This window comes from Actinopolyspora sabaoui (assembly GCF_051225635.1).
Taxonomy (GTDB): Bacteria; Actinomycetota; Actinomycetes; order Mycobacteriales; family Pseudonocardiaceae; genus Actinopolyspora.
In genome coordinates, this window is sequence record NZ_JBMIHH010000001.1 from 245,698 (window position 1) to 259,823 (window position 14,126).

The window sequence follows — 14,126 nt, forward strand, 5'->3', positions numbered from 1 at the left end:
GCGACGGCGGCTTTGGACGACTGCCGGACCTTCGGCACCGACCCCGGACGAGGAGACGGACCTAACGTGGCACCTCCACGCGGGCAGATCCGGCCGGCGCGTTACCTGCTGGCCTTCGTGGTGATTCTGCTGGGCATATACAGCCTTGTGTTCTTCACCGGTGACCGCAAACCGGTTCCGGAGCTGGGCATCGACCTGCAGGGCGGTACCCGGGTGACGCTCACGGCGCGGACCCCCAACGGTAAACCCCCCACCGATGAGTCGTTGCAGCAGGCTCGCGAGATCATCGAGCAGCGTGTGAACGGGCTCGGTGTCAGTGGCTCCGAGGTCACCGTCGACGGCACCAATCTGGTGATCACGGTGCCCGGCAAGGACGGTGAGCAAGCCAAGCGGCTCGGACAGACCGCGGAGCTGAACCTGCGCAAGGTCAAGCAGGTCGTTCCGGTCAGCGCGTTGCAGGGCAACCAGTCCGGCCAGGGCAACCAGTCCGGCCAGGGTGATCAATCAGGCCAGGACGGGAACTCCGGCCAGGGTGATCAGTCCGGCCAGAACAACGGATCGAGCGGTTCCCAGGACCAGCCCTCCGGCACCACGCCCCAGGCGGTGGGTGCGCGGCAGGCCCCGGCGCAGGACCAACCGGACGAGAACTCCCAGTCCGGTAATGGTGAGCAGCAGTCCGGCGACGGTGAACAGCAGAGCGGTAACCAGCAGGGCGGTAACCAGCAGAACGGTGACCAGCTGACCAGGACCGAACGGATCGAGCAGGCCAAGCAGCTGCGCCAGAGCAAGAACCCGACCATGCAGCGGCAGGCACTGCTGACGCTGGACTGCAGCGCCCCCGACCCGCTGCGCGGCAACGCCGACCCCAAACTCCCGCTGGTGACCTGCGGCGACGACGGGCAGCGCAAGTACATCCTCGAACCGGTGCTGATTCCCGGTACCCAGATCAGCGACGCCAACTCCTCCCCACCGGGGCAGCGCAAGGCCGAGTGGACCGTCAACCTGGAGTTCAAGAACCAGGGCAAGAACACCTGGGCCGACTTCACCTCGCAGAACGTCGGTGAGCAGGTCGCTTTCGTGCTCGACAACCGGGTGGTCTCCGCACCCTCCATCAACGACGCGATCGTCGGTGGAACCACCTCGATCTCCGGCAACTTCAACCAGGAGACGGCCAAGAACCTCGCCAACACCCTCAAGTACGGCGCGTTGCCGCTCGCGTTCGACCAGTCCACCGCCGAGACCGTCTCGCCGACACTGGGGATCGCCTCGCTGCAGGCCGCGTTGCTGGCGGGTGGTATCGGACTGATCCTCGTGGCGGCCTACTGCCTGCTCTACTACCGGCTGCTGGGGCTGTTGACGATCCTGTCGCTGGTGCTGTCCGGTGCGGTGGTCTACGGCGTGCTGGTGCTGTTCGGTCGCTGGATCGGATTCACGCTCGACCTGCCGGGCATGGCCGGTTTCATCATCGCGATCGGTATCACCGCGGACTCGTTCATCGTCTTCTTCGAGCGACTCAAGGACGAGATACGCGAGGGCAGAACGTTCCGGTCCGCGGTGCCGCGTTCCTGGGCCCGTGCCCGTCGGACGATTCTGTCGGCCGACGCGGTCAGCTTCCTCGCGGCGGGTGTGCTGTACCTGCTCGCGGTCGGCCAGGTGAAGGGCTTCGCCTTCACACTCGGAATGTCGACGGTGCTGGATCTGATCGTCGTCTTCCTGGTCACCCATCCACTGGTGGCGCTGGCCTCGCGCAGCAAGTTCCTCTCCCGTCCGGGGGTGACCGGTCTCGGCGCGGTCCAGCGGATGGGCGAACGCGCCAGGGCACAGCGAAAGGGCGGCAACCGGCAGCAGGGTGCCTCCAACGGCACTCCGAAGGAGGCGTGAGTCGTGGACACGACCGGCAGCAACGGGAGCGATCCCGCCGCGACCGACGCGAGCGGCACCGAGGCCAAGCGTGGGGTGCTGCAACGGCTCTACACCGGTACCGGTGCCTTCGACATCGTCGGCAAGCGCAAGTACTGGTACGTCGTCCTCGGGCTGCTGATGCTGGTCTCCGCCCTTTTCGTCGGCGTCAAGGGCTTCAACCTCAGCATCGAGTTCGAGGGCGGTACCAACATCTCGATGCCCGCACAGGGCGCCTCCGGGCAGATCACCACGGAGGAGGCCGAGGAATCCTTCCAGCAGGCGCTCGGCTCCGAGCCGTCCTCGGTGCAGCTGGTGGGCAGCGGTGACAGCCAGACGCTGCAGATCAACACCGAGAAGCTGTCGCAGGCCGATCTGGTCCAGGTCAAGTCGGCCCTGTTCCAGGATCTGCAACCGCTGGGAACCAACGGCCAGCCCAGCGCGGACGCGATCAGCGACAGTGCCGTCAGCGGTACCTGGGGCAGCGAGATCACCCAGCAGGCGTTGATCGCGCTGGCGGTGTTCCTCGTGCTGGTGACCGTGTTCCTGGCGTTCTACTTCGAGCGATGGATGGCGGTCGGCGCCCTGGTGGCGTTGCTGCACGACGTGCTCGTCACCGCGGGCATCTACTCGATGATCGGATTCCAGGTCAGCCCCAGCACGGTGATCGGTCTGCTCACCATCCTCGGTTTCTCGCTGTACGACACGGTCGTGGTCTTCGACAAGGTCAAGGAGAACACCACCGGGCTGTTGAGCACCACCAGGCGCACCTATCCCGAGGCGGCCAACCTGGCCGTCAACCAGTCCCTGATGCGGTCGATCAACACCTCGGTGATCGCGCTGCTGCCGGTACTCGGCCTGCTGGTCGTCGGCGCGGGGCTGCTGGGTGTCGGTGTGCTGCGGGACCTCGCGCTGGTGCAGGGCGTCGGCATGCTCGCGGGCGTGCTCTCCTCGCTGCTGCTGGCCACCCCGCTGCTGGTGGACCTGAAGATGCGCGAGTCCAAGTATCGCGTACATGCCGAGAAGGTCGCCCAGCGCAGGCGCAACCGGGGCAGTGACGGGACCGCCACGGGAAACGGGACCGGCACCGATGAGCAGTCCGACTCCGAGTCCGGGACGAGCACGGGCGAGAAGCAGCGCCCCGCCCGCAACGGGACCAACGGGACCGGCGGCGCGAAACTGGCCGGCGCGGGTGCCTCCGGTTCCGGCGGGGCCCAGCCCTCGGGGAAGGCGGGACGCCGTTCCGCCGGACGCAGGCGGCGGTGAGCATCCGCCGATCACCGCGGGCCCGCTCCTGAAGCGGTCGGCGCTCGCGGTGATCGGCCTCCTCGGAGTGACACGAGCTCCGTGACCGTACTGCCCGGTGATCGGCGCGACCGATCACCCGTGGGTTCGGCTCAAAGCTGTGTGGGGACCGCTCGGCGTGGCGTCGCCCCTCCCGGGAAGGCTCACGGCGTTCGTAGCGTTATGCTCGATGCCCGGGTCGCCGCACCGAGCGCCACGGGCGTTCTCGCGTGCGGAGAACCGACCCGGGCCGAGCGGATCCTCGAACACCCGGGAGCGTGCTGTGAGCCAAGAAGTCGAGTCTCCCGCGAGCGGGGCGGAATCTGCCGCGCAACGGCCCGCCTCGGCAACTCGGCGGGTTCGCGCGCGGTTGGCCCGGCGAATCACCGCGCAGCGCCCTACTCAGGTCAAGCAGGTACTCGAGCCGCTGGCCTCGGTGCACCGCGAGATGCACCCGCAGGCGGACCTGGCGTTGCTGCAGTACGCCTACGACATCGCCGAGGAACAGCACAGCGACCAGCAGCGCAAGTCCGGCGATCCCTACATCACGCACCCGCTCGCGGTGGCGACCATCCTCGCCGAGCTGGGCATGGACACCACCACACTGGTGGCCGCGCTGCTGCACGACACCGTCGAGGACACCGACTACCCGCTCGACCGGTTGCGGTCGGACTTCGGTGAGGAGGTCTCCCACCTCGTCGACGGCGTCACCAAGCTCGACAAGGTCAAACTGGGCAACGCCGCCGAGGCCGAGACCATCCGCAAAATGGTCATCGCGATGGCCCGAGATCCCCGCGTCGTGGTGATCAAGCTCGCCGACCGGTTGCACAACATGCGCACCATGCGGTTCCTGCCGCCGGAGAAGCAGGTGCGCAAGGCGCGCGAGACCCTGGAGGTGCTCGCGCCGCTGGCACACCGGTTGGGCATGGCCACCATCAAGTGGGAGCTGGAGGACCTGGCCTTCGCGATCCTGCAGCCCAAGAAGTACGACGAGATCGTGCGGCTGGTGGCCAATCGCGCGCCCTCCAGGGACACCTACCTGCGCACCGTGGTCGACGAGCTGTCGTCGAACCTGGACGCGGCGCGGCTCTCCGCGAAGGTGGAGGGGCGGCCCAAGCACTACTACTCGATCCACCAGAAGATGATCGTGCGGGGCCGTGACTTCGACGACATCCACGATCTGGTGGGAGTGCGCATCCTCGTCGACCAGGTCCGGGACTGCTATGCCGCCATGGGTGTGGTGCACGCGCTGTGGCAGCCGATGCCCGGCCGGTTCAAGGACTACATCGCCCAGCCCAAGTTCGGGGTTTACCAGTCGCTGCACACCACGGTGATCGGTCCCGAGGGCAAACCGCTGGAAGTGCAGATCCGTACCGAGGAGATGCACCGCACCGCCGAGTACGGCATCGCGGCCCACTGGCGTTACAAGGAGACCAAGGCGCGCGGCCGCGGCGCCGGTGTCGAGATCGACGAGATGGCCTGGATGCGCCAGCTGCTCGACTGGCAGCGGGAGGCCGCGGATCCAGGGGAGTTCCTGGAGTCGCTGCGCTACGACCTCAACACCAGGGAGATCTTCGTATTCACCCCCAAGGGTGATGTGATCACGCTTCCGGCGGGATCCACGCCGGTCGACTTCGCCTACGCGGTCCACACCGAAGTGGGGCACCGCTGCATCGGCTCCCGGGTCAACGGCAGACTCGTGGCGCTCGAACGCAAGCTGGAGAACGGCGAGGTCGTCGAGATCTTCACCTCCAAGGCCGAGGGGTCCGGTCCGAGCAGGGACTGGCTCTCCTTCGTCGCCTCGCCGCGCGCCAAGACCAAGATCAAGCAGTGGTTCGCCAAGGAGCGGCGCGAAGAGGCCATCGAGTCCGGCAAGCAGGCCATCGCCAAGGAGCTGCGCAGGCTGGGACTACCCGTGCAGCGGCTGGTCTCGGCCGATTCCATCGGATCGGTGGCCAAGGAACTGCACTACACCGATGTGACCGCGTTGTACGCGGCGGTCGGGGAGCGACAGGTCTCGGCGCACCACGTGGTGCAGCGGCTGGTCGCCTCGCTCGGCGGGGTGGAACAGGCCGAGGACGAGATCGCGGAACGCTCCACCCCCTCCACGGTGCAGCAGCAGCGTCGCAGCTCCGGCGATTCCGGTGTGCGCGTGGAGGGCGCCAACGCGGGCGAGGTCTGGGCGAAGCTCGCGCGTTGCTGCACCCCGGTGCCCGGTGACGAGATCCTCGGCTTCGTCACGCGCGGCGGTGGTGTCAGCGTGCACCGCACCGACTGCAACAACGCGGACGACCTGCGTTCCAAGCCCGAACGGTTGGTGGAGGTCTACTGGGCCCCGTCGAACTCCTCGGTGTTCCTGGTGGCCATCCAGGTCGAGGCGCTGGATCGACACCGGTTGCTCTCGGACGTGACGAAGGTGCTGGCCGACGAGAAGGTCAACATCCTGTCCGCCTCGGTGACCACCTCGAAGGACCGCGTCGCGGTGAGCCGGTTCTCCTTCGAGATGGGCGATCCCAAGCACCTGGGACACGTCCTCAAGGCCGTGCGCAACATCGAGGGTGTGTACGACGTGTACCGCATGACCTCCGCAGCGTGACCCTCACTCGGTCCGGCTGCGTGGTGGTGCGGGTGGCGGAACCTCTCGCGGGCTCTCGCTGCGGGTCCGGAGACATCGGGTAGGTACTACACAACGTCTCCGGCGTCCTCGCGAGAGCACCACGAGAGAACCCGCGGCGGTGCAGGCTGCGGCCGTGGTGGGAGCTCGGCCCTGCGTCGAAGTGGCGCGGCGATTTCGTGGGAAATTTACGCGAGCCGGGGCCATACCGCCGCACCGCGCGGCGATTTCGCGAGAAATTGACGCTGGCTGGGCCGCACCACGCCCGCGCGGACGGGTCCACGCGGGCGCTTTCCGGCGTTCCGAACCGGGTTTCCGGGGCGGGATTTCCGGATCAGGACTTCACGGTCACCTTCTCGAAGGTCACCTTCTTGTTCGGGTGGCCACCACCGGCACGCGAGAACGAGCCATCGTGGCCTGCCCGTGCGACCTTGTCGACCACCTGCAGACCCTCCTTCGACACGGTGCCGAACACCGTGTAGTTGGACTGTAGCGGCGCTTCGCCGTACACGATGAAGAACTGGCTGCCGTTGGTGTCGGCCCCCGAGTTGGCCATCGCCAGGTACCCGCGTCCGTACTGGATGTCGGAGTACGTCTCGTCGTCGAACTGGTAGCCGGGGCCGCCGGTTCCCTTGCCCGTCGGGTCACCGCACTGCAGCATCTGCAGCCCCGAGGTGGAGAGGCGGTGGCAGGGGGTGTCGTCGTAGAACCCGGATTCGGCGAGGTGGACGAAGCTGTTGACCGTGCAGGGGGCCAGCGAGCGGTCCAAGGTGATCGGAATGGTGCCCACGTTCGCCTCGATCGTGGCCTGCACGGTGCCCTGCGAGGAGACCTCGCCGTTCTCTGGAGGCTCCACCGGTTTGGCGGGCTCCCCCTTCGAGCGGTAGGTGCAGGAGACCTGGTTCGGTAGCGGTTCCGGGCGGCTCGGGGCGGGCGCGAGTTCGCTCGGTATGGATATCTGCTCCGAGTTCGACTGTTCGGAGGTGGCCGTGGAGCTCGGTGGCGTACTCGCGGCGCTGTTGCCCCCCTCGCCCGTACGGGTGAGGAAGTAAACCCCCACCACGGCCGCGATCACCACGACGATCGTGGTGGTCACCGCCACGGTCCTGCGTTTGCGCGCTTGCTCCTCCCTGCGGGCGAGCTGACGCTCGAGCTTGCTCTTGGCCGCCTGGCGACGTTGTTCGTTGCTGGACACCTGTTCCCACTCCGCGGTCGGGGTCGGTCGGGTTCGTCCCGAGGAAACAACACGGGATCACGTTTTCGGGGAGTGTAGAACGGCCCGGTGTGCGAAAACTGTGAGACCGCACGACTAGGCTGGGAGCACTGGAGTGATCCGGGTGTCCCGTCGGCACGTGGTGCGGTGGTTCCCCGCGCCGCGGGTACCCGGTCGCACGTCCCCGAACGCTGAAGAGGTAGCACTCCGTGCTTGTTGTTGGTTTCCCCGTCGGCCAGCTCCAGGCGAACTGCTACGTGCTCGCCCCGCACGAGGGCGGCGAGTGCGTAGTGGTGGACCCGGGTCAGGATGCCGTCGAGCCGGTGCGCGAACAGTTGGACAACCACGGGCTCACCCCCGTGGGCGTGCTGTTGACGCACGGCCATTTCGACCACGTGTTCTCCGCCGGGGAACTGTGCGAGTCCTACGGGATACCCGCCTGGGTGCATCCCGAGGATCACTACATGCTCGCCGAACCCGGCGCCGCGCTCGGCCCGGAGGGACGCCAGCTGTTCGACGGTGTGCCGGTGAAGGTGCCGAAGGACGTGCGCGAGCTCTCCGGCGACACCGTGCTCACCCTGGCGGACATGGAGTTCGACGTGCGGCCCGCACCCGGTCACACGGGCGGTTCGGTGCTGTTCGGGACCGGCACCGCCGAAGGCGGTCGACTGCTGCTGACCGGCGACACCCTGTTCGCCGGAGCCATCGGTCGCACCGACCTGCCCGGTGGTGACCACGAGCGGATGCTGCACACACTCCGGAACGAGATCCTGCCGCACTCCGACGACACGGCCGTGCTTCCGGGACACGGCTCCACCACGACCATCGGGCGGGAGCGCGAGAGCAACCCCTTCCTGCGGGGGCTCGGCGCCTCCGATGTCGCGGCCGAGTGACCGCCCCCGAGAACCAGCACCAGGACCGACGAGACCAGAAGAAGTCAGCGATGAGTACGTTTGCCGCCCCCAAGGGCATTCCCGAGTACTACCCCCCGGAATCGGCACGATTCCTCGCGGTGCGCGACACCCTGGGTGAAGCCGCTCGCCGTGCGGGGTACGGCTACATCGAACTGCCGGTGTTCGAGGACACCGCGCTGTTCGCACGCGGTGTGGGTGAGTCCACCGACGTGGTCAGCAAGGAAATGTACACCTTTCCCGATCAGGGCGGACGTTCGATCACGCTGCGTCCCGAGGGCACGGCCGGCGTGATCAGGTCGGTCATCGAACACGGCCTCGACCGTGGCCAGCTGCCGCTCAAGCTGTACTACAGCGGGGCGTTCTTCCGGTACGAGCGGCCGCAGGCGGGCCGTTACCGACAACTGCAGCAGGTGGGCGTGGAAGCCATCGGCGTGGACGATCCGGCGCTGGATGCCGAGGTGATCGCCGTGGCGGACGAGGGTTACCGCAGACTGGGACTGACCGGCCACCGCATCGAGCTCACCTCGCTGGGTGACAGCACGTGCCGCCCGGAGTACCGAGCCAAGCTGCAGGAGTTCCTGCGTGGGTTGCCGCTGGACGAGGAGACCCGCCGTCGGGTGGAGCTCAACCCGCTACGGGTGCTCGACGACAAACGCCCGGAAGTCCGCGAGATGGTCGCCGACGCCCCGCTGATGGCCGACAACCTCTCCGACCAGGCCGCCGAGCACTACGAGCAGGTCAAGGCGCACCTGCGTGACCTCGATGTCCCGTTCACCGAGAACCCCAGGCTGGTCAGGGGGCTGGACTACTACACCAAGACCACCTTCGAGTTCGTGCACGACGGGCTCGGGGCGCAGTCCGGCATCGGCGGTGGCGGTCGGTACGACGGTTTGATGGCCGATCTCGGCGGTGCCGAGCTCTCCGGGGTGGGATTCGGACTGGGGCTGGACCGCACCATGCTCGCCTGCGAAGTGGAAGGAGTGCAGCCCGGTGACCAGTCCCGCTGCGACATCTACTGTGTACCGCTCGGTGAACAGGCCAAGCGGCGACTGGTGGCACTGGCCGGTCAATTGCGGCACGCGGGTATCCGGGTGGAGGTAGCCTACGGCGGCAAGGGGCTGAAGGGCGCGATGAAGGCGGCCGACCGTTCCGGCGCCCGCTACGCGCTGGTGCTCGGAGAACGTGATCTGGCCGAGGACTCGGCGCAGCTGAAGGATCTGTCCGGTGGGCAGCAGGAGAGCATCCCGCTGTCCTCGGTGGTCGAGAAGGCACGGACGGTGCTGTCCGGATGAGCGAGGAACAGTCCCAGGAGACCGTGACGCTGGATCTGCTCGATCGTCGCGTCGTCCGCAGGCGGGCGATCGGTGTCGCCGTCGCCGCTGTCGTGATCGGCGCGGCCATCGGCGGCATCGCTGGGCTGTTCGCGGGCGCGGTCGGTTTCTTCGTCCCGCTGGTGGTGTTGGCGCTGCCGTTGCTGCTGATGGCCTACGGCGAGGCGCGCAAGACCTACTGGCTGTGTGGCACCGAAGTGGCGGCGCGTGCCTTCGGCACGCGCCGGGTGGATCTGGCGACGGCCACCGCGCTGGACGTGCTGATCACCGATATCCGGGGCACCCGCACGATCAGTCTGGTCGTCACGGGGCCGCCCCGGCACCGCACGTTGAACGTGGCGCTGGCGATGTACGCGGGCACCGGTGGGAAGGAACTCGGTGTCTACGCGTTGCGGCGGCTGGCCGACACGTTGGCCGGTACCGGGGACACCCGTGCGCTGGTGCTCTCGGAACTGATCGTGGCGCAGCTCCGGGCCGAGGCACGCGGCGACGCCGCGGCGGACCGGCCGCTGTACAAACTGGCCTCCGCGGTCCCGGGCGGCGGGGTGGCCCGGCGAGTGGCCAACACCGACGTGGCGAAGTTCGTGGCCATGCTGGACTGAGTCGCCGGGCCGCGCTGTCGGGTCCCTTCGTGGTCCCCTCTCGAACCGGCCGGACACCGGCGGTACGGCGACCGGCAGCACGGTGTCACCGGCGTGAACGGGAACCGCGACGCGGTCCCGCCGCACCGAGCACCGCACGGGTCGATCCCTCCGAGGCGGCTCGGCGCACGACGTCGAGCACCCCGGAGGTGTCCGCCCGCTGCGGCTCGGAAGGTGCCTCCGAGCCGTCCCCGCCCCGCGTGCCGTCCTCGCTCAGTACCACCGTCGCGGCGATGGCGGTGGTCAGGGGCACGGCGGCGATCAGGCCCAGACTTCCCACCAGGGTTCGCACGATTTCCTGGGCCACGTCCTGGGTGGTGGCGATGTCCCCGAACGACTGGCCGGACAGCTTGTAGGTCAACAGCAGCGGGAGCGCCGTGCCCGCGTAGGCCAGCACGAGCGTGTTGACCGAGGACGCGACGTGGTCCCGACCGATCCGCAGCGCGGCCGAGTACAGTTCCCGCCAACGCAACCGGGGATTGGCGTGGTGCAGTTCCCACACCGCGCTGGTCTGCGTGACGGTGACGTCGTCGAGCACTCCCAGTGCCCCGATCACGACTCCGGCCAGCAACAGTCCCCGAGCGTCGATGTCGTGGCCCAGGGCGCTTATCAGGGACGAAGTGGAATCGTCCAGTCCGGTCAGTCCGGTCAGCGCGGCGAACCCCGCGCTGAGCAGGCCGATCAGACTCAGACTCGCCAGGGTGCCCAGCACGGCGGTCGAGGTCCGTGCCGAGACGCCGTGCGTGGCGTAGAGCACGCAGAACATGATCAGTCCGGCTGCCACCACGGCGACCAGCAGGGGAGCGGCTCCGGAGAGAATGGCGGGAAGCACGAACCCGAGCAGCACGGTCAGCGTCAGCGTCAGCGCCAGCAGGGAGGCCGCTCCCTTGACGCGTCCCAGTGCGAGCACCGACGCGGCGAACAGGCCGACCAGCACCAGCAGCCAACCGCCCCGCTGGTAGTCCACTATCCGGTACGAGGTGGACTCGCGTGGCGAGTCACCGGAGTAGGAGAGCACGATCTCGTCCCCCACGCCGAACTCCGGGGTGGTCGGTTCGTCGGGTACTCGTTGTTCGATCGTGCTCCCCGAGGCCGGGCCGCCGTGCAGTTCGACGCGAAGCAGCACGCAGTTTCCCGAACCTCCGGTGCCCTGCCCGGAGATCCCGCCCGTGGTGCAGGAGGCGGCGCGTGCCGCGAGCACGACACCGTCCACCGGGTTACGGGTGAAGCCCGGTTTCGTCTCGGGAGTGGAGTGCTGCCCGAAGGGATACAGCAGTATCGCCCCCGTTACGGCGGCCAACGCGAAAGGCGTCAACACCGCGGCGAGCAACCGCCGAGTGCGTCTGGAGGCTCTCGGGGCGGAATGTCCGTGTCCGTGTCCGTGGCCGTGTCCGGTGGGGGGATCGCTCGGGATGCCGCTGGCGGAATCTTCGGGTGACGGCACCGCATCATGGTACGACCGCGGTCTCTCCGGTTATCTTCGGCTTCCTGCGAGCTCGTCGTCGTCTCGCGCCTCGGTGTCCTCGATTGGACAGCGATTCGAATACGTGTTCGAATGAGGTCGTGCGTTGGGAGAGGCAGCGGATCACTCCGCCGACCGGTTCTTCGGGGGAAACGGGTGTCCCCGAAAGTGGGGGCGAGACGGCCGAACTGGACCTGGGGGTGTCACCGGAACCGCCGTCGAACGGTGACCGCCGGGTGGGCGCGGGGCTGCGACTGCCCGATCCGGTGCCGATCGAAGCGGGCACGGAGGACGCCTACGCCATCGAGATCCGGGCGAAGTCGATCCTCAACCGGGTTCCGGGGGAGTCCGGTGTTCCGTTCGAGTGGACTCTGAATCCTTACCGGGGGTGTGGTCACGCGTGTCGTTACTGCTTCGCGCGCAACACCCACACCTATCTCGACCTGGACAGCGGACACGATTTCGACAGCAAGATCGTGGTCAAGGTCAACGCGGGGCAGCTGCTGCGCCGTGAGCTGGCGAGCCCGAAGTGGCGCGGTGAACCGGTGGCGATGGGGACCAACACCGACCCCTACCAGCGTGCCGAGGGGCGTTACGCGTTGATGCGAGACATCCTCACCGTGCTGTCCGAGCGCGCCAACCCGTTCTCGATCCTCACGAAGTCGACGCTGATTCTGCGCGACCTCGATCTCATCGAGTCGGCGGCGGCGGTGACCGACGTTTCGGTCGCGGTGTCCATCGGTTCGCTCGACGAGCGGCTCTGGCGGACGGTCGAACCCGGCACTCCCGCCCCCGCCCGGCGGCTGGAAGTGGTGCGGCGGTTCGCCGAGGCCGGGATCGGTTGTTCGGTGTTGCTGGCGCCGATCCTACCCGGACTCAGCGATTCACCGGAGCAGCTCGACCGCACGGTGGGGGCGCTGGTGGAGGCCGGAGCGAAAAGCATCACCCCGTTGCCGCTCCATCTCCGCCCCGGGGCCCGCGAGTGGTACCGCGCCTGGTTGCAACGCGAGTATCCGTCGCTGGTTCCGCTCTACGCGCGGCTGTACCGGAACAGGGCCTATGTTCCCGAGTCCTACCAGCGAGAAGTGGTGGAGCTGGTGGAACAGGCCTGCCGCGCGCACGGGATGCCTCGCGAATCCGCGGGCGGGACGCGCGAGACGCCGGAACGTGCGGCTCCCGAAACCGCGCACGAGCAGCTCAGCCTGCTTTGATTCCCGCGCAAGAAGACAGCGAGCGGAAGTGGCCGTTTCGTCCGCACGGAAACGGAGCCTCGACACTCTCGGTTGGTAGCGCCTTGGCCCCGGCGTCGGTTCGCCGTGTCGGGCGGATCCGGTGGCGAGAACGGCGACCGACCGTGAAATGTCCAAGCGCCTGACACGAACCCGGGCCTCCGCCGAGTGGGCGCGTTGTCCGCCTTATCCGAGTCGCTGTGCCAGTGCCGCGGGCGGCCGGCTCACGAGGCCGGGAACTCCGCTCGGGCTCGGCGTCGGCTGAACGGGTTGCCACCTCACGCAGAACGCGCCGAGCCCGAAGTCCAGTGCAACGGCGTGGGTGCGACCGCGCGGATCGATCGACATCGGCTTGGCGGTTCCCAACTCCGAACCGTCCGGCCGGGCGGTGAAACTCTCGCAGTGTGCGGGTGGATTGTCCGGGTCGAACCACAGTTCCACCAGGTACTCCCGCACGGGCAGCCGGAACCTGCGCGAATAGGTGTGGTCCTGTTCGGTTCCCACCAGGCCGTTCGGGCCGTGGGTGATCTCGTACTCCAGCAGCGCGGTCTCGCCTTTTTCCAGGCAGTGGTCGAACAGCAACTCCGCCGCGACCACCCCGTTGCGGTGGTCCGAGAGTGTCCGGCCGAGAGTGCAGCCGTGTGAGGCGTTGATGTTGGGTGGTGCCACACCACTGCCCGCGTTGTCGAAGACGGTCACCCAACGATCCACCCCGTTGCGCTCCGCCTGGACCAGCTGGCGTACCCGCAGGACCCGTTGTTTGCCCGCCGAGTCGATCTCGAGCACGTCGTGCTGGCTCAGTCGTGTGAGGTGACCGTCAGCGCTGGTGTCCAGTCTGCTGAGGAGGCCCGCGGCCGAGGCGTTGTCGGACCAGAGCGTGGCCAGCGTCGGCGCCGAGGGTTCCTCCCGGTTGCGGCCCCTCGGCTTCGGGGGTCCCAACAGTGCCGACAGCGCGCCGTCCGGCACGCCGAGCACGTCCTCCAGCGCGCGCAGCGCCACGAGTGAGTCCGGTCGTTCCGGTCTGCGGCGTCCGGATTGCCAGTAGCTCAGCGCGGTGATGCTCACGGGGGTGCCTCTGGCACGCAGTCGATGCTGAATGCGCTCCAGGCTGAGTCTGCTCGAACGGATCGCGGCTCGCAGCGCGACGTCGAACGGGCCGGTCCGCAGTAGCTTGGACAGCTCGGGGGACAGTTGACGGTGCTCGTGTCCGGTTAACGGGGACGCTGTGGAGGGTGTTCGGGTGCGGGGGACGACCATTACCACTCCTCGTGCTTGCTGACCTCCCGCGGAACGCTAATTGTACTGATCACGTTCGTGCAACGAGATTGCGGGAATTCGACGTCCCCAGGGGATGAGCGTTACCGCTTCGGTCACGGTGGTGCCGTTTCAACGGTGTTGTCGGGAGCGCGGTTCGCTGCGTGTGGGAGACGATCGCCGAATTCCTCATCCGTGCCCGACCGTTGCGACATTCGGGTGTTCCTCGCCGGACCCGTGCTCGGTGGCTACCCGAAACCTGGTGCACGGTCGATGGTCGGCGTT

At 67.8% G+C, this 14,126-nt stretch carries 10 protein-coding genes; 7 read left to right on the forward strand and 3 right to left on the reverse strand.

Annotation, left to right across the window (positions count from 1 at the left end):
• The first annotated feature begins 66 nt into the window (after positions 1-66).
• The 3 genes from secD (at position 67) to ACOQFL_RS01145 (ending at position 5,779) form a co-directional block, all read left to right on the forward strand.
• Positions 67-1,881, forward strand: coding sequence for a protein translocase subunit SecD (gene secD / locus ACOQFL_RS01135; protein WP_435542196.1), 1,815 nt, complete (start codon positions 67-69; stop codon positions 1,879-1,881).
• Between the two features lie 3 nt (positions 1,882-1,884).
• Positions 1,885-3,165, forward strand: coding sequence for a protein translocase subunit SecF (secF, locus tag ACOQFL_RS01140; protein WP_435542197.1), 1,281 nt, complete (start codon positions 1,885-1,887; stop codon positions 3,163-3,165).
• Between the two features lie 301 nt (positions 3,166-3,466).
• Positions 3,467-5,779 carry a RelA/SpoT family protein gene (locus ACOQFL_RS01145; protein ID WP_435542198.1) on the forward strand — a complete coding sequence of 771 codons (2,313 nt, stop codon included), beginning with the start codon at positions 3,467-3,469 and terminating at the stop codon, positions 5,777-5,779.
• Between the two features lie 352 nt (positions 5,780-6,131).
• Here the strand turns inward: ACOQFL_RS01145 and ACOQFL_RS01150 are convergent, their stop codons facing one another.
• A complete protein-coding gene (locus ACOQFL_RS01150; RefSeq protein WP_435542199.1) occupies positions 6,132-6,992 on the reverse strand; it encodes a peptidylprolyl isomerase in 861 nt (286 codons plus the stop codon).
• 227 nt (positions 6,993-7,219) lie between these two features.
• On the opposite strand from ACOQFL_RS01150, the gene ACOQFL_RS01155 reads away from it, so the two are divergent.
• Genes ACOQFL_RS01155 through ACOQFL_RS01165 form a run of 3 tightly spaced genes read left to right on the forward strand, consistent with a single transcriptional unit; the run spans position 7,220 to position 9,857 of the window.
• Positions 7,220-7,903 carry an MBL fold metallo-hydrolase gene (locus ACOQFL_RS01155; RefSeq protein WP_435542200.1) on the forward strand — a complete coding sequence of 228 codons (684 nt, stop codon included), beginning with the start codon at positions 7,220-7,222 and terminating at the stop codon, positions 7,901-7,903.
• A 50-nt stretch (positions 7,904-7,953) separates the two neighbouring features.
• Complete coding sequence (hisS, locus tag ACOQFL_RS01160; protein WP_435542201.1) at positions 7,954-9,216, forward strand: histidine--tRNA ligase; 1,263 nt, start codon at positions 7,954-7,956, stop codon at positions 9,214-9,216.
• Positions 9,213-9,857, forward strand: a complete 645-nt coding sequence (locus tag ACOQFL_RS01165) for a hypothetical protein (protein ID WP_435542202.1) — start codon at positions 9,213-9,215, stop codon at positions 9,855-9,857. Before hisS ends, ACOQFL_RS01165 begins: the two co-directional genes overlap by 4 nt.
• A gap of 85 nt (positions 9,858-9,942) precedes the next feature.
• Here ACOQFL_RS01165 and ACOQFL_RS01170 read toward each other — a convergent pair whose 3' ends face one another.
• Positions 9,943-11,340: a YibE/F family protein gene (locus ACOQFL_RS01170; RefSeq protein WP_435542203.1), complete on the reverse strand. Its 1,398-nt coding sequence runs from the start codon at positions 11,338-11,340 to the stop codon at positions 9,943-9,945.
• A gap of 140 nt (positions 11,341-11,480) precedes the next feature.
• On the opposite strand from ACOQFL_RS01170, the gene ACOQFL_RS01175 reads away from it, so the two are divergent.
• Complete coding sequence (locus tag ACOQFL_RS01175; protein WP_435542456.1) at positions 11,481-12,569, forward strand: Rv2578c family radical SAM protein; 1,089 nt, start codon at positions 11,481-11,483, stop codon at positions 12,567-12,569.
• Between the two features lie 204 nt (positions 12,570-12,773).
• Here the strand turns inward: ACOQFL_RS01175 and ACOQFL_RS01180 are convergent, their stop codons facing one another.
• The gene (locus ACOQFL_RS01180; RefSeq protein WP_435542204.1) at positions 12,774-13,844 is read right to left on the reverse strand and encodes a hypothetical protein; all 1,071 of its coding nucleotides are present in this window, start codon (positions 13,842-13,844) and stop codon (positions 12,774-12,776) included.
• Positions 13,845-14,126 lie beyond the last annotated feature (282 nt).

Coding starts and splice junctions, on each gene's coding strand:
- hisS (WP_435542201.1), top strand. CDS start 7,954: ATGAGTACGTTTGCCGCCCCCAAGGGCATTCCCGAGTACTACCCCCCG.
- ACOQFL_RS01165 (WP_435542202.1), top strand. CDS start 9,213: ATGAGCGAGGAACAGTCCCAGGAGACCGTGACGCTGGATCTGCTCGAT.
- ACOQFL_RS01180 (WP_435542204.1), bottom strand. CDS start 13,844: ATGGTCGTCCCCCGCACCCGAACACCCTCCACAGCGTCCCCGTTAACC.